This is a genomic window from Streptomyces sp. NPDC023157, assembly GCF_055560575.1.
Window position 1 is genome coordinate 785,127 of the sequence record NZ_JBVHIL010000002.1, and the last position, 20,250, is coordinate 805,376.

At 74.5% G+C, this 20,250-nt stretch carries 13 protein-coding genes; 10 read left to right on the forward strand and 3 right to left on the reverse strand.

Features of this window, described 5'->3' with window-relative positions; all coding sequences use genetic code 11:
* Nucleotides 1-186 precede the first annotated feature (186 nt).
* Together ACZ3ZE_RS09135 and ACZ3ZE_RS09140 are read right to left on the reverse strand one after the other, a co-directional pair.
* Nucleotides 187-576, reverse strand: coding sequence for a DUF488 domain-containing protein (locus tag ACZ3ZE_RS09135; RefSeq protein ID WP_361178491.1), 390 nt, complete (start codon nt 574-576; stop codon nt 187-189).
* 29 nt (nt 577-605) lie between these two features.
* A complete protein-coding gene (locus ACZ3ZE_RS09140) occupies nt 606-1,244 on the reverse strand; it encodes a TetR/AcrR family transcriptional regulator (protein WP_467258174.1) in 639 nt (212 codons plus the stop codon).
* A 168-nt stretch (nt 1,245-1,412) separates the two neighbouring features.
* On the opposite strand from ACZ3ZE_RS09140, the gene ACZ3ZE_RS09145 reads away from it, so the two are divergent.
* The 8 genes from ACZ3ZE_RS09145 (at nt 1,413) to ACZ3ZE_RS09180 (ending at nt 12,879) form a co-directional block, all read left to right on the forward strand.
* Nucleotides 1,413-2,225 carry a phosphatase PAP2 family protein gene (locus ACZ3ZE_RS09145; RefSeq protein WP_361178496.1) on the forward strand — a complete coding sequence of 271 codons (813 nt, stop codon included), beginning with the start codon at nt 1,413-1,415 and terminating at the stop codon, nt 2,223-2,225.
* Nucleotides 2,222-3,262, forward strand: a complete 1,041-nt coding sequence (locus ACZ3ZE_RS09150) for a DMT family transporter (RefSeq protein WP_361178499.1) — start codon at nt 2,222-2,224, stop codon at nt 3,260-3,262. The genes ACZ3ZE_RS09145 and ACZ3ZE_RS09150 overlap by 4 nt, the downstream gene beginning before the upstream one ends.
* A 298-nt stretch (nt 3,263-3,560) precedes the next feature.
* Nucleotides 3,561-4,145: a DinB family protein gene (locus ACZ3ZE_RS09155; protein WP_467258176.1), complete on the forward strand. Its 585-nt coding sequence runs from the start codon at nt 3,561-3,563 to the stop codon at nt 4,143-4,145.
* An 82-nt stretch (nt 4,146-4,227) separates the two neighbouring features.
* Entirely contained in the window at nt 4,228-5,232 is a 1,005-nt protein-coding gene (locus ACZ3ZE_RS09160; protein ID WP_361178505.1) for an SPFH domain-containing protein, read from the forward strand.
* The gene (locus ACZ3ZE_RS09165) at nt 5,229-6,122 is read left to right on the forward strand and encodes an NAD(+)/NADH kinase (protein WP_442304047.1); all 894 of its coding nucleotides are present in this window, start codon (nt 5,229-5,231) and stop codon (nt 6,120-6,122) included. The genes ACZ3ZE_RS09160 and ACZ3ZE_RS09165 overlap by 4 nt, the downstream gene beginning before the upstream one ends.
* Nucleotides 6,123-6,363: 241 nt before the next feature.
* The gene (locus ACZ3ZE_RS09170) at nt 6,364-7,212 is read left to right on the forward strand and encodes a GNAT family N-acetyltransferase (RefSeq protein ID WP_361621614.1); all 849 of its coding nucleotides are present in this window, start codon (nt 6,364-6,366) and stop codon (nt 7,210-7,212) included.
* Between the two features lie 649 nt (nt 7,213-7,861).
* Nucleotides 7,862-9,556, forward strand: coding sequence for a S8 family serine peptidase (locus tag ACZ3ZE_RS09175; protein WP_361178652.1), 1,695 nt, complete (start codon nt 7,862-7,864; stop codon nt 9,554-9,556).
* Between the two features lie 227 nt (nt 9,557-9,783).
* On the forward strand, nt 9,784-12,879 hold the full coding sequence (locus ACZ3ZE_RS09180) for an AAA family ATPase (protein WP_467258179.1): 3,096 nt from the start codon (nt 9,784-9,786) through the stop codon (nt 12,877-12,879).
* Nucleotides 12,880-13,015: 136 nt separating this feature from the next.
* Here ACZ3ZE_RS09180 and ACZ3ZE_RS09185 read toward each other — a convergent pair whose 3' ends face one another.
* Nucleotides 13,016-13,822, reverse strand: coding sequence for a caspase family protein (locus tag ACZ3ZE_RS09185; RefSeq protein WP_361178515.1), 807 nt, complete (start codon nt 13,820-13,822; stop codon nt 13,016-13,018).
* Nucleotides 13,823-13,928: 106 nt separating this feature from the next.
* On the opposite strand from ACZ3ZE_RS09185, the gene ACZ3ZE_RS09190 reads away from it, so the two are divergent.
* The gene (locus tag ACZ3ZE_RS09190) at nt 13,929-14,789 is read left to right on the forward strand and encodes a DNA/RNA non-specific endonuclease (protein ID WP_361178517.1); all 861 of its coding nucleotides are present in this window, start codon (nt 13,929-13,931) and stop codon (nt 14,787-14,789) included.
* A 111-nt stretch (nt 14,790-14,900) separates the two neighbouring features.
* A complete protein-coding gene (locus ACZ3ZE_RS09195) occupies nt 14,901-20,216 on the forward strand; it encodes a trypsin-like peptidase domain-containing protein (protein ID WP_467258182.1) in 5,316 nt (1,771 codons plus the stop codon).
* Nucleotides 20,217-20,250: the final 34 nt, after the last annotated feature.

Here is a 20,250-nt window from a genome sequence, read left to right on the forward strand (position 1 = left end):
GAGCCGAGGTGGCCCGAAAGGGCCGTATGCCGGGATGGGCTTCGGGGTGACAGCGGGCGGGATGGACGGGGCGCGCGGGGTGGAGGGGCGGCTACGACCACTGTGACGGCTGGGACGGCTGCGGCTGCCGCTGCGACAGCGACAGCGACAGCGACAGCGACAGCGACAGCCTCCCCCGGTCGCCGTTCACTCCCCGCTCTCCCCCAACATCTCGGTCAGCACCGCCGTATGGCTCACCGTCGGGTCCTTCGCCGCCGTCAGCAGGGTGACCGGGCCTTCCGCCACGCGGGCGCGGAGGGCCGCGAGGGCCTCGGCGGCGGGCGGTTCGGCGAGTTCCCGTGCGTAGCGGCGGCGGAACTCCTCGTACGCGCCGTCCGGGCCGTGGTACCAGCGGCGCAGTTCGGTGGAGGGGGTCAGGGCCTTGGGCCACTCGTCGACGCGGGCGTCGGTCTTGGCGAGGCCGCGGGGCCAGAGGCGGTCGACGAGCACCCGCAGTCCGTCGTCCGGCTCGGGCGGCTCGTAGATCCGCCGCACGCGGACGCCGGAGGGGGCGGTGGGGGGCGTGGGCTCGGGCATGGGTTCAGGGTGCCGGAGCCACGGGCGGTTCACATCTCGGGGGTTTCCGGGGGTTCGGCGGCCGAGGTGTCCCGTACGCGGAGGGCGGGCAGCAGGACCGCGTCCACGAAGGTGCGCAGGGTGTCCGGGTCGGCGAAGCGGTCCTCGAAGAGGCGCTCGATGCGGAGAATGCCGAGGAAGCTGGGGGCGACGAAGCCGATGGCGGGGTTGTCGGCGTCGATCTCGCCGCGTTCGACGGCGCGTCGCAGCATCGTGTCGAGGGCGGCGACCTCGGGTTCGATGACGGTCTCGCGCAGCGCGGCGCGCAGGTCGGGGTGCTGGATGTACGCCTGGCTGACGGCTTCCATCAGCTCGGCGTCCCGCTCGCGGCGGGAGGCGGCGACGCCGGCGGCGGCGCGCAGGTCGCCCACGAGGGAGCCGGTGTCGATGCCGGTGAAGACGGCGCAGCGGCGCTTGTCGAGGGCGGCGGTGACGAGGCGGGGTTTGGTGCCCCACTGGCGGTAGAGCGTGGCCTTGCCGCACTTGGTGCGGGCCGCGACGCCCTCCATGGTGACCGAGTCGTAGCCGCCCTCACGGAGCAGGCAGATGACGGCCTCGTACAGCTCCGTCTCCCGCTCGGGGGTGAGTTTGCCGCGCTTCGCGGCGGCGGTCGCGGCCTGCGTGGACATCGATTTCCTCCCGGACACCCCGTACCCAGCGGACAGCTGTCTCTGCACATACGAGAGTAGGGGGTGCACAATCGAGACGCAAACGTATCGAGACGCTTGCGTCTCGATGAATTCGGATCTAGAGTTCCTCCGTTTGCTGTCCGAATTGACGGAAAAAGGGGCCGCGCCATGGCTGCCGGGATACGCGGGATACGGAGACCACGTCCTGCAGGAACGGGGGTGACGGCTACCCCCAGACCGCCCCTCGTGCGCGAGCTGCTGCTCGTGACGGCGCTCTTCCTCGTCTACAAGTTCGGCCGGCTCTTCGCGAACGGGCACGAGACCCGCGCCTTCCACAACGCCGACCGGGTGTGGGACTTCGAGCGCGCCCTGCACCTCCCCGGCGAGGGAACGATCCAGCAGCTGCTCCTGCACGGCGAGGGCCTGATCCGGGCCGCCAACACGTACTACGCGGCCGTGCACTTCCCCGCCACCCTCGCCTTCCTCGCCTGGCTCTACTGGCGCCGGCCCGCGCACTACGTCTGGTCGCGCCGGGTCCTCGCCCTGCTGACCGGCACCGCGCTCGCCCTGCACCTGCTCCTGCCGCTCGCGCCGCCGCGGATGCTCGCCGCGACCGGCCTGATCGACACCGCCCAGGTGTACGGACCCTCCGTGTACGGCGCGACGCCCGAGACCGACTCGATGGCGAACCAGTTCGCCGCGATGCCCTCCCTGCACTTCGGCTGGGCCCTGATGGTCGCGATCGGGCTGATCGCCGCGACCTCCTCGCGCTGGCGCCCGCTGTGGCTGCTGCACCCGCTGCTCACCCTGCTGGTCGTCGTCGGCACCGCCAACCACTACTGGTCCGACGCCCTCGCCGCCGCCGTCCTGCTCGGGCTCGCCCTGCTCGTCGTGCCCGCGCCCGTCCGGAAGACCCGGCCCGACACCCGCGCGCCGCTCACCCCCACCCCCACCACTGCCACCGCCGGAGCGCTGCGATGAGCCCCGCCACCGGGACCGCCGTCGCGATCCTCCTCTCCCTCGTCTCGGCCGCCGGGTACGCCCTGGCCGCCGTCGCCCAGTCGCGGCTCGCCTCCGCCTCCGCCGGCGGGCCCGGTGCGCTGCGGCGACTGCTCGCCCGCCCCCAGTGGTGGTGGGCGGTCGGCCTGAACGCCGCCGGCGCCCTCGCCCACGTGGCCGCGCTGCACTACGGGCCGCTCACCCTCGTCCAGCCGCTGGGCGCGCTGACGCTCGTCGCGGCCCTGCCCATCGGCGCGTACGGCGCGCGCCGGCGGGTCACCCGCGCCGAGTGGCGCGGCGCGCTGTGGACGCTCGTCGGTCTGGTGGGCCTGGTGGCCGTCACCGGACCCGCCGCCCCCGGCGAGGCCCTGAACCTGCGCGAGGCCCTGATCGTCACGGCCGCCACGCTGCTCCTCATCGGACTGCTCGCCTCCCGTTCGCGCGCCCGCGCGGGGACCGCCTCCCGGGGGCGCGGCCTCGGGCACGCCACCGCGTCCGGGATGGCCTCCGGGGTGGGCTCGGCCCTCACCCAGACCCTGACCGCCGCGCTCGCCCGCGACCTGCCCGGGGGCCCGACCGGCTGGTGGCAGACCACGCTGCTCGCGGTGCTGATCGCCACCTTCGCGGTGGGCGGACTCCTGCTCTCCCAGGCCGCCTACCGGGGCGGGCTCGCCGCGCCGCTCGCCGTCGTCAACCTCTCCAACCCGGCCGCCGCCGCCGTCATCGGCGTGGCCCTGCTCGGCGAGACCTTCCGCGCGGGCGCCTGGGGCTGGGTGGTCGCGGCCACCGCCTCACTGGTGGCCGCCCGTGGGGTGGTCCTGCTGACGACCGGGCTGGGGACGGAGGACCCCGCCGCGGGAGCGGAACCCGCACACGAGGCACTCCTGAACGGCATCCCCGAACCCGCCGGGCGCGCCAAGGGCGGCGAGCCCGGATCACTGGCCGCGCCGCCGTCGGCCGGCCCTCTGCCCGCCCTGCCCGTTCCGGCTCCCGTACCCGTTCCCGAACCGGCGCGCTGAGGCGTCCCCGTCCTGCGCGACGCTCCACGAGCCCGTCCCGCCGGCGCTGCGGCGGCTCGCGGATGAGGACGTCTCGGCGCGGGCGCATGGGACGGGGCCGGAGGCCGGGGGCGACGCCGGCGCCGGGACCGGATAGGGAGCCGGGGCCGAGGCCGGATAGGGAGCCGGGGCCGAGGCCGAGGCTTGGAACCTGTCTCACATGGCGAGTTCCGCGAGCTTCTTGCGACAGGTCAGGGCGGCGGCCATCGCCGGGCCGGGAGCTTGAGGCCACGGGCGGCCCATGGCAGGCTCATGCCGCATGATCGACGACTTCGCGAAGGACAACCTGCACGGGAGACTGCGGCGGGACCGCCAGGCGCTGCTCTGGAAACTCGACGGCCTGTCCGAATACGACGCCCGCCGGCCCCTGACCGCGACCGGGACCAACCTCCTCGGCCTCGTCAAACACGTGGCCACCGTCGAGGCCAGGTACTTCGGCGAGGTCTTCGACCGCCCCTCCCCAGAACCGCTGCCCCGGTGGCAGGACTCCGACGGCAGCGATCAGTGGGCGACCGCGGACGAGACCCGCGACCAGATCATCGGGTTCTACCGGCGCTCATGGGAACACTCGGACGCGACGATCGACGAGCTTCCCCTCGACGCCCCCGGCCACGTGCCGTGGTGGTCGGAACCTTGCCCGAACACGAACCTGTTCGCCATCCTGACCCATGTCCTCGGCGAGACCGGCCGGCATGCCGGGCACGCCGACATCCTGCGCGAGGGCCTCGACGGCCGGGCCGGCCTGCGCGCCGAACACGAGCGGCAGATCGACGAGGAGGCCCGCGCGGCCCACTGGGCGAAGATCGAGCAGGCCGCCAGATCGGCCGTACCGACCCAGGGATAAGGCCCCCTCCCCTCATCTCGTCATCTTGACGACAACCGGAACCCACCCCTATCGTCATCCTGACGACAAGGGGAGGTCCCACATGGCCGACATCACCCGGCGGGCCGGCTGGCGCCATCTGCGCTCCGCGCCCACCGCCCACATCCGCTACCAGCGCGGCGGCCGGATCGTCCATGACGGCCCCGGGCTCAGCTTCTGGTTCCGGGCGCTGTCCGCCGCCCTCTCCGAGGTGCCGGTCGACGACCGCGAGCTGGCGATGGCCTTCCACGCCCGCACCGCCGACTTCCAGGACGTCAGCGTCCAGTCCACCGTCACGTACCGGATAGCCGACCCCGGCGCCGCCGCCACCCGGCTCGACTTCTCCGTCGACCCGGACACGGGTGTCTGGCGCGGCACCCCGCTGGAGCAGATCGCCGGTCTGCTCACCGAGAGCGCCCAGCAGCACGCCCTCGACGTGCTGGCCCGCATCCCGCTGGCCGAGGCGCTCGTCGACGGGGTCGCGGCCGTACGGGACCGGATGGCGGCCGGTCTCGCCGCCGAGCCGCGACTCCCGGACACGGGCATCGAGGTGGTGGCCGTACGGGTGGTGGCCCTGCGCCCGGAGCCCGAGGTCGAGCGCGCCCTGCGCACCCCGGCCCGCGAGCAGATCCAGCAGGAGGCCGACCGGGCCACCTACGAGCGGCGGGCCGTCGCGGTGGAACGTGAGCGCGCCATCGCCGAGAACGAGCTGGCCAGCAAGATCGAGCTGGCCCGGCAGGAGGAGCGGCTCGTCGACCAGCGGGGCATCAACGCCCGGCGCGAGGCCGAGGAGGGTGCCGCCGCCGACGCCGTACGGGCCGAGGCCGAGGCCGCGCGCACGGTACGGCTGGCGCGCGCCGAGGCGGAGGCGGCGCGCGAGGTCGGCGCGGCGCGCGCCGAGGCGCAGACCGCCTGGCTGCGGGCGCACGCGGACGTGCCGGCGGCGACGCTGCACGCCCTCGCCGCGACCCGGGCGGCCGAGCAGTTGCCGAGGATCGAGCACCTCACCCTCTCGCCGGACGTCCTGACCGGGCTCCTCGCCCGGCTGGGCGGCGGTGCGGGTTCGTGAGCCTGGCCCCGCGCGCGGTGCTCGTCCACCGCACGACCGAGTACCAGGAGCTGCTCGCCCGGCACGGGACGCACGGGCAGGCCGCGTTCTTCCTGGCCGCGCGGGGGCGTTCCGTCGAGGAGGTCCGGGAGCGCCACGAGCGGTCGGCGCGGGCGCTCGCCGAGGTGGCGGCCGCGGTGCCGCTGCGGTGGCGGCGGGCCCAGGTCGAGCGCGCCGACCTCGACCGTTTCCTCTTCGGCCCCGAGGACATCGTCGTGGTCGTCGGCCAGGACGGCCTGGTGGCCAACGCGGCCAAGTACCTGACGGGTCAGCCGGTCGTCGGCATCGACGTCGACCCGGGGCGCAACCCGGGCGTCCTGGTCCGCCACAGCCCGGCCGACGCCCATCGGCTGCTGCCGTCCGCCACGGGGGTGCGGACGGCGGTGGACAGCCTGACCATGGCCGAGGCCGTCACGGACGACGGACAGCGGCTGCTCGCGCTCAACGAGGTCTATGTCGGCGCGCCCGGCCACCAGACCGCCCGCTACACCCTCCAGGCGCCCTCGGGACCGGCGGAGCGGCAGGCCTCCTCGGGCGTCCTCGTCGGCACCGGAACGGGCGCGACGGGCTGGCTGCGCTCACTCTGGCACCAGCGCTCCAGCCCCGTCCCGCTGCCCGCCCCTACGGCCCCGCGTCTCGCCTGGTCGGTACGCGAGGCCTGGCCCTCGCCGGCCTCCGGCACCGGGCGCGTGGAGGGGCTGCTCGGGGCCGGGGACACGCTGCGGCTCGTGGTCGAGTCAGACCGGCTGGTGGCGTTCGGGGACGGGATGGAGTCGGACGCCCTTGAGCTGACCTGGGGTCAGTCCGTACGGGTGGGGGTCGCGGAGACGGCGTTGCGGCTGGTGGGCTGAGCGTCGGCCCTGCGGGGCGCGGGGCCGGTGCCGCCCCGCGCCCCGCGCGTCGGGTGACCGCCTCCGTCCGGGCCGGCGGAGTGCTCCCCGGGGACGGCCGGAAAGCGACGGCGGTACGTGAGGGGGCCGGGGCGGCGCCGCTATGCTCGGCGGCTCCCGCCTCCCGCTTCGCCCACTCCCTCGCGCTCCTCCCGCTCCTCCCGTTTCTCGCCGCGCTCCGTCATCCGCCGAAGGGACCCCCATGACCCTGCAGATCACCCGCGCCTCGCTCCAGGACTGGGCGCTGGTGCGCGAATGGGCGGCCGACGAGGGGTGGAACCCCGGTGTCTCCGACGCTCCGGCGTTCTTCGCGCAGGACCCCGAGGGGTTCTTCCTGGGGCGGCTCGACGGGGAGCCGGTCTCGGCGATCTCGGTCGTCAACTACAGCGACACGTATTCCTTCCTGGGGTTCTATCTCGTCCGCCCCGACCAGCGCGGTCTCGGCCACGGTCTCGCGACGTGGCGGGCCGCGCTCGCGCACGCGGGTGGGCGGACCGTCGGGCTCGACGGGGTGCCGGCGCAGCAGGACAACTACCGCAGGTCCGGGTTCGCCCCCGCCTACCGGACCGCCCGTTTCGTCGGGGAAGTCCCGGTGGCCGGGGGGACGGTGGCCGGGGTGGTGCCCGTGGAACGGGTGGATCCGGCCGCCCTCGCCGCGTACGACGGCGCCTGCCACCCCGCCGAGCGCCCGCGCTTCCTGGCGTCCTGGCTCGCGACGCCCGGGCACCGCGCGCTGGTGCGGCTGACCGACGGGCGGGTCACCGGCTACGGCGTGGTCCGGCCCGCCGAGCAGGAGGCCCGGGTCGGGCCGCTCTTCGCCGACACCCCCGCCGACGCGGCGGCGCTCCTGGACGCCCTCGCCGCGGAGGCCCGCGCGTTCGGCTCGGAGCGGATCGCCGTCGACATGCCGGAGGCCAATCCGGCGGCGGCCCGGCTCGCCGAGGAGCGGGGCCTGGAGCCGACCTTCGAGACGGCCCGGATGTACACCGGGCCGATCCGCCCGGTCGCGGCGGACCGGGTGTTCGGCGTCACCACCCTCGAACTCGGCTGACCCGGCGGCGGGGTGGGCGGCGGTCCACCCCCGCCGCCGCCGGACGACAGTGCCGCACCCACCCGCCGATCGCCCTCCCCCGGATCCGCGCCCGCCCGACCTCACTTCGGCTCCGCCCCATCCCGGCCGCCCCTCGGGACCCGCCCCGCCCGTGCCCTCCTGCGCCGTCCCGTCGTAAACCTCCCGGCTCCCCTTCCCTCGCGGGCCGGTTTCCCCACCCCTCCCCCTCCCTCCCCCGAGGGGTGACAAGGGTTTTCCCCGTATCGAGTTCACCTCGGCTTTCCCTACTGTCTGCCGCACCGGCGGATCCCCTCCCCCCTCTCCACCTGTCAGGTGCATGAGAAGGGGTGAGTGATGTCCGTCGGGGACGGCCTTGACCCGGGCCGTCGCGCCGGTGGCGGCGCACGGGCCCCCCACGCCCAGGGAGACGACGGACGCGACCCCACTTCGCCCCGCGGATCCCGCGCCGCCGCCACTGCTCCACTCACGTCGTACTCGAAAGGGCCACACCTTGAACGGTTCCAGGCGGAGAGTCATATCCGTGGTCGTCGCGAGCGCCGCGATCCTCGGTGCCGCTGCCACCACCACCGGGGCGTTCGCCGCCGTCCCGGCCGCTGCCACCCCGAAGCCCGTCCCGGCTTCCCAGTCGATGGCCGCGCTGCCCAGCGCCCCCGTCGACAAGGTCATCGTGACCTACAAGTCCTCGTCCGCCGAGGCGGGTTCCAACACCGCCGCCAAGAGCGACGCGGCCGACAAGGCCGCCAAGACCGGCGAGAAGCTCTCCTTCGAGCGCCGCCTGGCCGGCGGTGCCGCGCTGGTGGACCTGGGCGGTTCCGCCTCCAAGCAGGACGTCGCCGAGGTCATGGACGCCTTCCGCGCCGACCCGCAGGTCGCCTCCGTGGAGCCGGACATCCGCGCGTACGCCATGGCGGTCACCCCGGACGACACCGACTACGCCAAGCAGTGGGACCTCTTCGAGCCCACCGGCGGCATGAACGTGCCCACCGCCTGGGACAAGACGACCGGTTCGGGAGTCACCGTCGCCGTCATCGACACCGGTTACGCCGCCCACTCGGACGTGGCGTCCAACGTCGTCCCCGGCTACGACTTCATCTCCACCTCCGCCGACGCCCGCGACGGCAACGGCCGCGACGCGGACTCGAAGGACGAGGGCGACTGGAACGCCACGGACGGCGAGTGCGGCACCGGCTCCAAGGCGTCCAACTCCTCCTGGCACGGCACCCACGTGGCCGGCACCATCGCCGCGGTCACCAACAACACCAAGGGCATCGCGGGCATCGCGTACAACGCGAAGATCCAGCCCGTGCGCGTGCTCGGCAAGTGCGGCGGCTCCTCCGCCGACATCGCCGACGCGATCACCTGGGCCTCCGGCGGCACCGTGCCGGGCGTCCCGGCGAACCCGACCCCGGCCAAGGTCATCAACATGAGCCTGGGCGGCGCCAGCGCCACCTGCCCGAGCGTCTACCAGACCGCGATCAACGGCGCCGTCTCGCGCGGCACCACCGTCGTCGTCGCCGCGGGCAACAGCAACGCCAACGCGTCCGGCTTCACCCCGGCGAACTGCTCGAACGTCATCACCGTGGCGGCGACCAGCCGTGAGGGCAACCGGTCCTTCTACTCCAACTTCGGCACCATCGTGGACGTGGCGGCCCCGGGCGGCGAGACCCGTCGCGCCACCGACACCCCCGGCACCGTCACCACGCCCGAGAACGGCATCTACTCCACGCTGAACTCCGGCGCCACCGTGCAGGCGGCCGAGACCTACAAGCCCTACCAGGGCACCTCGATGGCGGCCCCGCACATCGCCGGTCTCGCCGCGCTCCTGAAGTCGGCCAAGTCGACCCTGACCCCGGCCGACATCGAGTCCGCGATCAAGGCCAACGCCCGCCCGCTGCCGGGCACCTGCACCGGCGGCTGCGGCACCGGCATCGCCGACGCCGCCAAGACGGTCGACGCGGTCACCACCACGCCGCCCGCCGGCACGGTCTTCACCAACGCGACCGACGTCACCATCGCGGACAACGCCACCGTGTCCTCCTCGATCGCCGTCACCGGCCGCACCGGCAACGCGCCGGCCGCCCTCAAGGTCGACGTGGACATCAAGCACACCTGGCGCGGAGACCTGGTCGTCGACCTGGTCGCCCCCGACGGCACCGTGCGCAACCTGAAGGCCTCCTCCTCGTCCGACAGCGCGGACAACGTGCTCGCGACCTACACGGTCGACGCGTCCAGCGAGGTAGCCAACGGCACCTGGAAGCTGCAGGTCCGGGATGTGGCCTCGGGTGACACCGGCTACATCGACTCGTGGAGCCTGACCTTCTAAATCCGTCGGGTTCTTCTCAGAATCACCCCCCACATCAGCATCACCGCTGGTCAGCGAAGCGCTCGTGGTCTACACCACGGGCGCTTCCTGGCGCCGGTGACGGACCGTCGACCGGCACCCGCTGTCCGTATGCCGGACACAGGGCCTGGACTGGGGCGACAGGCTCCGTATTCTCTGCGCAACGGGGCTCATGGGCCGGGCCCCGAGGGCCGGAGGGTGGTGGAAGCATGACGACAGCGCCGCCAGCGCCCGTGGGCCGGGAGGAACTCCTCGCCCGCCTCGAACGCGTGCTGCAGTCGCGGGGCCGAGCGCTGCTCACCGGGCCGGCCGGGGTCGGCAAGACCGAGGTCGCGCTGGCCGCGGCGGCGCGTGCGGAGGCGCGCGGCGAGACCGTGCTGTGGCTGGCCACGCTCCCCGCCGACCGGGACATACCCGGGGCGACCGCGGCCGCCCTGCTGGCCTCGGTCGCGGCCACCATCCCCTGGCCCACCACCCCGGCCACCCCCGCCGCCCCCGTACCGGACGCGCCGACGGGCACGCCGCCGGGCGCCGCGCCGGGCACCCCGCCCGGTACGCCCGGCACCCCGCACGGCACGCCGAGGGGTCTGCCGGCCGCGGACGAGGACCTCGCGTTCCCGGCGCCCCGCCACCCGGCCACCGACGCCCACGCGTACGGCTCCACCCCCACTCACGGCTCCACCCCCGCGTACACCTCCATCCCCACCCACGCCCCCGCGCCGACCGGCCCCCCGACCGCCGCACAGGGTCCACTCGGCGGCTCCGCCTCCGGGGTGTTCGACGCGCTGCCGGGGCCGCAGCGGACCGCGGTCGCCATGCTGTGCCGCGAGGCCCCGCTGCACGAGGGAGGCTGGGACCCGATCGCCCTGCGGCTCGGGATCGCCCGGATCCTGCGGGCGCTCACCGTGCGCGGACCGGCGCTGCTCGTCGTCGACGGGGTGCAGCACATCGATCCCGACAGCGCCGATCTGCTCCGCTTCGCCCTGCACCTGGCCCCGCCCACGCTGCGGGTGATCTCCGTGGAGACGCCGGAGGCGTACGAGGCGTACGGGACGCAGGACGCGCACGACACGCATCTGTGGGTGCCGTCCGAGGCGGACGTGCTGCTCGTGCCGCCGCTGCACGCCGACGAGATCGCCGAACTCCTCATCCACCACCGGCTGCCGTCCCGGATGGCCGGGCGCATCCACAAGGCGAGCGGCGGCAATCCGCGTCTCGCGCTCGCGGTGGGCCGTTCGCTAGCCGACGCCCGCACCCCGGTGCACCACGCCGAGGCGCTGACGCTGTCCGGCCGGGCCCGGGACCTGGCCCGGCAACTGCTCGGCACCGCACCGCCGGACGTGCGCGAGACCCTGCTCCTGGCGGCGCTCGCGCTGCGCCCCTCGGCGGCGCTGGTCCGCCGGGCCGGGCGCCCCAACGCGGAGGCGGACCTCGCGGCGGCCGAGCGGGCCGGTCTGGTGTCGCTCGCCGAGGACGGTACGGTCGCGTTCACCGCCGGGCTGCTGCCGTCCACCCTGGTGCACGACGCCTGCTGGGCCGAACGCAGCGCGGGGCACGCGGCGTTGGCGAAGGTCGTCGACGATCCCGTCGAGGCGGTACGGCACCGGGCGCTCGCCACCGACGCGCCGGACGAGGAGCTGGCCGCCGAGGTCGGCGCGGCGGCGGACCTGGCCCGGGGCCGCGGCAACCGCGCCCTGGCCGCCGAACTCGCTCTGCTCGCCGCCGAGTCGACCCCGGGTCAGTACGGGCCGCGGCGGATCGCCCGGCTCGTCGACGCCGCCGAGGAGGCCGCCCGCGCGGCCCGCGCCGATCTGGCCATGCGGGCCGCGACGGACCTGCTGGCGCGCGACGCGGTGCCCGCCGACCGGGTGCGGGCCCGGCTCGCCGTCCTGGACACGGCGGGGCAGGGCCTGACCGGGCTCGACGAGATGTACGTCCACGCCATGGAGGACTCCGAGGGCGACACGGCGCTGCGGGCGGCCGTGCAGCTCCGACTGGCCGTCAAGTACGTGCTGGCGGACGGCGATCCGCTGCGGTCGCGGGCGGCGGCGGTGGAGTCGGCCGCGCTCGCCGCCTCGATGGGCGATCCGCGCACGGCGGCGCAGGCCCTGACCGTACAGGCGCGGATGGAACGGGCACTGGGCTCGTCGGACGCGGACGCGGTGCTCGCGCAGGCCCGGGCCCTGGAGACGGCCGAGCGGCCGGCCGGCATCCGCAACGCGGCGCAGATCCTGACGATCCGTCACGCCCTGTTCGACGGGCGCCTCGTGGACGCCCGTGACCAGGTGAACGCACTGCTCCCGCTGGTGCAGCGGCGCGGCTCCGTCGAGGACGCCATCGAGCTGTTGAGCACCCTCGCGGAGATCGAGTCCCGGCTGGGCCCCTGCTCGGCGGCGCTCGCGCACGCGGGCCAGTCGCTCGGGCTCACCCTGGAGGCGGGTCTCTCCCCCGGGCCCGCGTGGTACGCCCTCGCGCTCGCGGAGACCGCGGGCGGCAGCTTCGGGCGGGCGGCGAGCTACGCCCGGCGCAGCGTCCAGGCCTCCGAGGAGGAGGGCGACCGGGTCTTCCTCTCCCGCAGCCTGTACGCGCTGGGCCGGGTCCAGCTGGTCAACGGGGACGTCGCCGCCGCGCTGGAGACGCTGCGCCGGGTCGAGGCGAACGAGCGCGCGCAGTCCACGGTCGACCCGTCGATGCTGCGCTGGCACGAGGAGCTGGCGGAGGCGCTGCTCGCGCACGACGCCGTCGAGGAGGCCGTCGCGGTCCTCGCGGAGGTGCGGCCCGTGGCGCAGCGGCTGGGGCGGACCTCGGTGCTGCTCGGCTGCGACCGGGCGTACGCGCTGTGTCTGGCGGCGGAGGGCCGCACCGACGAGGCGGCGGAGCTGCTCGCCGGTACGGCGCAGCGCTTCGAGCGGGCCGGGCTGCCGCTGGAGCGGGGGCGGGCGCTGGTGGCGCTGGCCCGGGTCGAGCGCAGGCGTCGGCGCAGGTCGGCGGCGCAGGCCGCGCTCCAGGCGGCCGCGGGGGTGTTCGAGCGGGCCGGGGCGGCGCCCTGGCTGGTGCTGACGACGGAGACGCCGGCCGGCCCGGCGGGTGAGGGCCCGGTGGGCGAGGAGGCGCTGCCCGCGCTGTCCGCGCTGACCGAGGCGGAGCTGCGCCTGGCCCGGCTGGTCGGGCAGGGGGCCAGCAACCAGGAGGCGGCGGCGAAGCTGTATCTGAGCGTGAAGACGGTCGAGGCACGGCTGACCCGCATCTACCAGAAGCTGGACGTACGCTCGCGCGCCCAGCTGGCGACGGCGCTCAGGCCCTGAACGAGGCTGTGAACGCGGTAGTGACCCGAGCCGGGGCCGCGCCCGAGCGGCGACCGGCCCGGACGGCGGTCCGGCGGAACCGCCTGCGAACCGTCGGACCGGCGTCGGGGAGAGGCGTTCAGACCGTGAGAGGTGTTCAGACCGTGAGGGGTCTCTGACCGAGGAAGGCCTCCGTGGGTGCGCCGGTCGTGTACAGGTTGGGGCTCTGGGTGGGCGGCAGCTTGGCCTGGATCGCCTTGTGGAAGGTGCGGTAGTCGCCGTGGAAGGCGCCGTCGCGCCAGACGTCGAGGAGCGCCTCGGTGAAGGCGCCGTTGACGTCTCCGTCGGCGGCGACCTGGTTGTCCTGGCAGGCGGAGACGAGGACCACGGGGGGTCCCTGTCCGTTGCCCGCGGCCGCCGACTTGGCGAGCGAGCGCTGGAGGTCGTCGTAGAAGTCCCGGTCGCGTTCGTAGAGCGCGATCTGCTGGGGTTCGGGGACGTAGCGCCCGGTGACCTCGGCCGCGCCCGGCAGCTCGATGCTGCTGCCGCTGTGGCAGCAGTCGAAGAAGGTGACGATGCGTACACCGTCGTCGAAGCGCAGGAACTCCTGGTGGACCTCGTCGTCGAGGAACTGGCGGTCGTAGAAGACCAGGGTCTCGTCGCGCCGGTCGGGTTCGTGGTCCCCGCCTGTCACGTCCGGGACCTGGCCGCCGTGGCCCGAGTAGCTGAAGAGCAGGATGTCGCCGTCCGACAGCTTGCCCGCCGCGTCGCGCAGGGCGGCGGTGATCCCGTCGACGGTGCCTTCCTCGGTGAGCAGGACGGTGGGCGTGAAGCCGGCGGCGGTGGCGATCCTCGCCATGTCGCGGGCGTCGTTCTCGCAGGCCACGAGGGTGCCGTCCCAGCCGTCGTAGCGGTCGGGATCGACACGGTTCAGTCCGACGTGCAATGAAAGGCCGGTGGGCATGGTGGTGCCTCCTTGGACGGGGTGAGGGGGCACCGGGGGGCGTCTGTTCGAGTGCCTACGGGTCCGGTGCCGTGGGCGGCCCTCCCCCGCGCGGTACTTACATCGTATGAACCCGAGCGATTCCCGGCACGACCAGTTCTCCGACCGCGCCGGGTACGACGAGGCCTTCCTCGGCCCCGTGGTGCCCCTGCCCCTGCCGGTGCGCGCGTCCGTGGAGACCGTGCTCCTGCCGTACACGCACTTCACCGTCGTCTTCCGGCCCGACCGGCGGCTCGCCGCGTCGACCGGCGTCTGCATCGAGGGCGCCCAGCTGCTGGAGGACGTGCCGCGCGAGGACGTCTGGAACTTCGACCCGAGGCTGCCGCACGAGCAGCAGGCCGGCGACGACATCTACCGCAACAACAGCCTGGACCGCGGACACCTGGTCCGGCGGCTCGACCCGGTGTGGGGCGCCGCGGGCGTGGCGGACACGGCGAACGCCGACACCTTCCACTTCACCAACGCGGCCCCGCAGGTCGACGTGTTCAACCAGGGCAAGCAGCTGTGGCAGGGCCTGGAGAACTACCTCCTGGAGAACGCGGCCGAGTACGACCGGAAGCTGGTGGTGCTCACCGGGCCGGTGCTCCAGGACGCCGACCCGCCCTACCGGGGCATCCAGGTGCCGCTGCGCTTCTGGAAGGTAGTGGCCTTCATGCAGGACGGGGCGCTGGCCTCCACCGCGTACGTGCTCGACCAGAGCCCCGACCTGAGCAAGGACGCCGAGCGGGCGCTGGCCGGGGCGACGGCGGGCGCGCCGCCGCCGCTGGGGCCGTACCGCACCTACCAGGTCCCGGTCTCGGACGTCGCGGAGATCACGGAGCTGGAGTTCGGGCCGCTGCCGGACGTGGACCTGATGCCGCCGACGCGGGCGCCGGAGGAGCGCTGGCGGCGCCTGGAGAGCTTCGAGGACATCGCGATGCAGGGCTGAGCGCGCCGGGCCCGCCCCGGGCCCGGCAGCGATTGCGGCGCTGCGGGCCCGGGGAGAGGATGGCAGGGAAGTCCGTCCTCATTCGGCGCAAGGACGGCGGGCAGGTGAGCCATGCCTCTCACCGAGACGGAGTGGGGCCTCGTCACCAGCTGGGTGCGGGACCACCTTCTCGACAACCCCGACCCCCGGCGAGGGCTGCTGCGCTCCGCCCTGAGCAGGATCTTCGTGGCGGACCTGCCGCTCACCCCCGACCGGGACGAGAACGCGCGCCGGATCGTGGGGGCGGCGCGCAAGGACATCGGGCACCAGCGGCGGCTGCTCGCCACGCTGGCCCGGCTCGACTCCCTCGACCGGCTCGACGCCAAGGACGCGGCCGGGCGGGGCACCGAGCTGCGGTCGCTGCTCGGCCGGCTGCGGGAGGACGAGGAGGTCGCGCACTCCGAGCGCGACCCGTTCTCGACGGTGGTGCTGCGGGACGGCACGGCGGTCTTCATCGACCGGGCCGAGCTGCGCGAGAAGCTGCGCGGTTTCGTCGCCGATCCCGAGCAGACGGTCCTGGTGGTGGACGGCGAGCCGGACACCGGGCGCTCGTACACGTACCACCTGATCCGGCATCTGGGGCAGCACTGCGGGTTCCGTCCGGTGCGGGTGACGCTGTCGCGGACCACGACGGCGGCGCGGCTGGTGGGGCGGCTCGACGAGTTCGTGACGGAGCCGGGCATCGACGGAATTCCGTTGAACCCCACACAGTTGAACGATCCACTGCCCTCGATCGACGACGCCGTGCACCGGATCGTCAGCCGCGCCACCGCCGCCGAGGAGCGCTACTGGCTCGTCCTCGACGAATGCGACACGCTCGACCCGAACTCCGACGTCTGGGACTGCATCGGCAAACTGGCCCTCGCGATCTACGAGCACACCCCGGTCCGCGCCCAGACCGTGCCCCGGCTCGTCCTGCTCGGCTACTCCAGCGCGATGCGCCAACTCCCGTACGACATCCGCAAGAACGAGGTCCGCGACACCTCGCGGGCGGCCGACGCGGACGATCTGCGGGCGTTCTTCGGGCAGTTCTTCCGGGAGTCGCCGACCCCGCCGGAGGACGAGCTGCTGCCGGGGCTCGTGGAGAGCACCGTCACCGAGGTGCTGCGGGCCGTCGAGGTCGCCGATCCGGTCGACAGCTATATGCGCCGGGTCTGCACGGCGGTCGAGGAGACCGTACGGACCTATCTCGCGCTCGCCCCCGGCCGTGACGTCACGGGCCCGCTCCGCAGAGCGCTGCGCACCCCCGCCGTACCGGCCGCCCCCGCCGTGTCCGAGCTGCGCCGCGCCTACCGCGAGGCGGCCTGTCTGCTCGACGACTTCGACCCGGCGCGGCTGCGGCTGCCCGGCGAGGAGCGGGGCACCGGCAGGGCCGTCGCCGAACTCGTCGACGACTGCACGGCCCTCGCCGCCTCCCAGCACGCCCTGCGCTGGGTGCTCACCCCGGAGGTACGGGAGGCGACCCTGAAGGGCTTCGCCGGGCCCGCGGCGGCGCGGGCCGCCCTCGACGCCGCCGACCTCGACGCGCTCCCCGAGGGCCCCCGTGTCGAACGCGCCGCGGCCGCCCTCTTGTCCGGCGCCCCGCCGACCGCCGCCGAGCCGGACGTCGAGGAGCTGTCCGACCTGCTGCAGTCCGTGCTGTGGCTGCGCCACGTGCCCGGCACCGAAGGACTGCTGCCGGACGCCGAGGACGTCCAGCGGCGGCTCGAACGGGCCCGGCTGCTCCAGCCGATGCGGCTCCTGGTCGAGAACACCTTCCACGGCCGGATCCGCGAACTCGACGCGCTGCGCTCCTATCTCGCGCTGCCCGCCGAGCCCGCCGAGCCCCCGGTGCTCATCCACGGCATCGGCGGCATCGGCAAGAGCACCCTGCTCGCCAAGTTCCTCCTCGACAGCCTGCGCGAGTCCGCGCCCGAGGGGTTCCCCTTCGCCTACATCGACTTCGAGCGCCCCACGCTCTCCATCCAGGAACCCGCCACGATGATCGCCGAGGCCGCCCGACAGCTCGGCATCCAGTACCCCGCCCACCGGGCGGCGTTCGACGCGCTCGCCGACCGGTGCGGCGAGACCGCCGCCGCGCAGCGCGGCGAACGCAACCAGCTCGACGAGCTGTACCAGCTCTCCGCGACCCGGGCCACCCTCGGCCGCGACTACTCGGCCGGCTTCCACGCCCGCGCCTCCGCCCACGAGCAGGAGCTGGCCCGCGAGCTCGCCGAACTCGTCGCACGGGCCGTCGCCACCCCGGCCGGGCAGATGGACCCGCCGCTGCTGCTCGCGCTCGACTCCTTCGAGCAGGCCCAGTACCGCGGCTCCCCCGTGATGTCCCGCATGTGGGCGGTGTGGACCGCGCTGCGCGCCGCCTACCCCAGACTCCGCTACGTCGTCGCCGGCCGGGCCCCCATCGACCACCCCGCCAAGGTCATGACCCCGCGCACCATGGCACTCGGGGAACTCGACGAGCCGGCCGCCGTGGAGCTGCTGATGTCCTCCGGCGTCGACGACGAGGACGTCGCCAGGAACCTGTACGACCGGGTCGGCGGCCATCCGCTCAGCCTGAAACTGGCCGCCCGCACCGCCGTCGTCCTCGGCGAGGAGTCCGCGTCGCTGGGCGAACTCCTCACCACCCTGCCGTCGCGGCGCCGGTACTTCCACCACAAGGTCGACCAGATGCTCATCCAGGGCACCCTGTACGACCGGATCCTCAAGCACATCTCCGACGAGTCCGTCCGCGCCCTGGTGCAGGCCGGCCTCGCGCTGCGGGTCATCACCCCCGACCTGGTCCGCGAGGTCCTCGCCGAGCCGGCCGGGCTCACCGTCACCTCGGCCTCCGAGGCGGGCCTGCTCTTCGGCAAACTCGTCTCCCGGCTGGACCTCATGGAGTCGGCCGGCCCGCAGGCCATCCGGCACCGCTCCGACCTGCGCACGATCATGCTGCGGCTCTCCGACAGCGCCCGCACCGACCTGATGCGGGCCGTCGACATCCGGGCCGTCGCCTACTACGCGGCCCGCGAAGGGCCGTCGGCGCGCGCCGAGGAGATCTACCACCGGCTGCGGCTCGGCGAGAACCCGCGCACGGTCGAGCTGCGCTGGGAACCGGGCGTCGAGAGCTACCTGGTGGACGCGGACCACGACATGTCCCCCCGGTCGGCGGCCTTCCTGCTGGCCCGGATCGGCGGCCACGTCCCCGACCAGATCATGGCCGAGGCCGACCAGGAGGACTGGGAACGGATCGCCGCCCGCGAGGTCGAGGACCTGCTCACCCAGGGGTACGTGGAGGCCGCCGCCGAACGGCTCGCCGAGCGGCAGCCGTGGACCCCGTGCAGCCGGCTGCACGCCCTCCTCGTCGAGACGCTGGCCCGCTCGGGCCGGACGACGGACGCCCGCGCCACCGCCGAGCGGGCCGTGGACCGGGCGGAGGAGGCCGGCTGCGCGGAGACCCGGCTCGAACTGCTCCAGCTGTCCGCCCGGCTCGCCCAGGACGCGGGCGACTTCACGGACGCCGACCGGTCCCTCCAGGAGGCCGAGTCCCTCGCGGCCGGCCTCGGCCTGCCGTACGAGTCGATGGGCGTCCTCGTCGCCCGCTCCCGGCTCGCGGTCGCCGCCGACGAGGGCTCCGAGGAGACCGACCGGCGCCTCGCCCGCACGCTGCGCGGGATCCCGGACGCGGCCCTCGCCCAGCAGCCCGCCCTGGCCCGGGCCGCCGCCGCCTCCGCCGGCCGGGTCGACCCGCACGTCCTGGAGCACACCCTGCGTCTGGTCGGGCTGCCCGGCGACGACGAGGCGGTGGTGGCGGCGCTGGCCCGCTGGATCGACACCGCGATGGCCGACGAGCCGCAGCTGCGCGAACCCCTCATCCGCATCCTGGAGTCGGCCGCCGCCGGAGCCGGGGCGGACGACCGGCCGGACCTCCCGGCCACGGACCCGTACCGCGCCCCGCAGGTCAGCGCCGTGCACACCGTCCCCGGCATCTCCACCGCCGCCGCCTCCTCCACCGTCCACGCCATGCCGTACGCCCAGGTCGAGGAGGCCCTGCGCGAAGCCCTCCGCCACGGCACCCTGGACAGCGTCGCGCGGCGGGCGCTGGCCCTCCGCGACCACAGCGGCGACCTGCTGCTCGGTGTGGCCGCCGCGATGGACGCCGGCACCCCGGTGCCCGCCCCGGGCCACGGCCACGGCTTCGGTACCCCGGCCGGCGGCCAGGCCGGCCTCGTCCCGCCGCCCGACTCCGCCCAGGCGGCCTGGCGGACGGTGCCGTACCTGACCGACGACGAGCTGCTGCGGGTGCAGAGCGCTGCCGTCGAGGCCGGGCTCGCCGACGCCGAGCTGCGGCCCCGGCTGTTCGCCGGCACCACCCGGCACTTCCGGGCCGGACTGCCGCTCCGGAAGACCCCGTTCGAGCAGATCCGCTCCGACCTGCGGACCGTCAACCGGGTGGAGCGGCTGATCGACGGCACGGTCCCGCTGGAGGTCTGGCTGCGCAACGCCCTCACCCTGACCACCCAGCCCGGACCGGTCGCCGTCTTCCAGCGCGCCCTCGACGACGTGTCCCGCGACGCGTCCGGCGAACCCGAACTCCTCGGGGACTACCTGTTCGGCGAGGTCAAGGAGGAGATCGTCTTCCGCGACGACACCGTCCCCTTCGAGTTCCTCCAGGGCGGCTTCCGCGCCGGTGCCGCCGTCGCCCGGATCAGCGTCCCGCCGTACGAGTCGGGGGCACCGCTCCAGCCCGCGTACCCGCACGCCGGCACCGGCTGGCTGATCGCGCCCGGCCTGCTCGTCACCAACCACCACGTGGTCAACGCCCGCACCCGCACCCCCGGCACCCCCCGGGCCCAGGTCGCCGACGACGACCTCCAGCTCCAGGTGCGCAACTCGCGCTCACGCTTCGACTACGGCTCCGACGAGACGGAGACCGAGGAGGCGACCGCGGGCGCGCTGGTCGCCTGGGACGAGGCCCTGGACTACGCGATCATGCGGCTGTCCGCGGAGCAGCCGCAGCGCCCGGTCCTGCGGGTGTCGACCGTGCCGCTGGCGCCCGGCGGGAGCGAGCAGGTCGCCGTCAACATCATCCAGCACCCGGGCGGCCGGCCGAAGCGGGTGGCACTGCGCAACAACCTGGTCTACCAGGCCGACGAGCGGGACGTCGTCTACTTCACCGACACCCGCGGCGGCTCGTCCGGCTCGCCCGTCCTCGACGACGGCTGGACGGTGGTAGCGCTGCACCGGGGCACCAAACGGATCGAGGAGGTCGACTTCCAGGGCAGGGCGACGGCGTTCGTGAACGTCGGCACACAGATGAGCCGGGTCCTCACCCATCTGCGGGAGAGCCGGCCCGAGTTGTACGAGGAGATCATGGCGGCCCAGGCCGCCCTCTTCGACCAGCCGTGACACACACGGGCGGGACAAGGCGGAGGTGACGGGC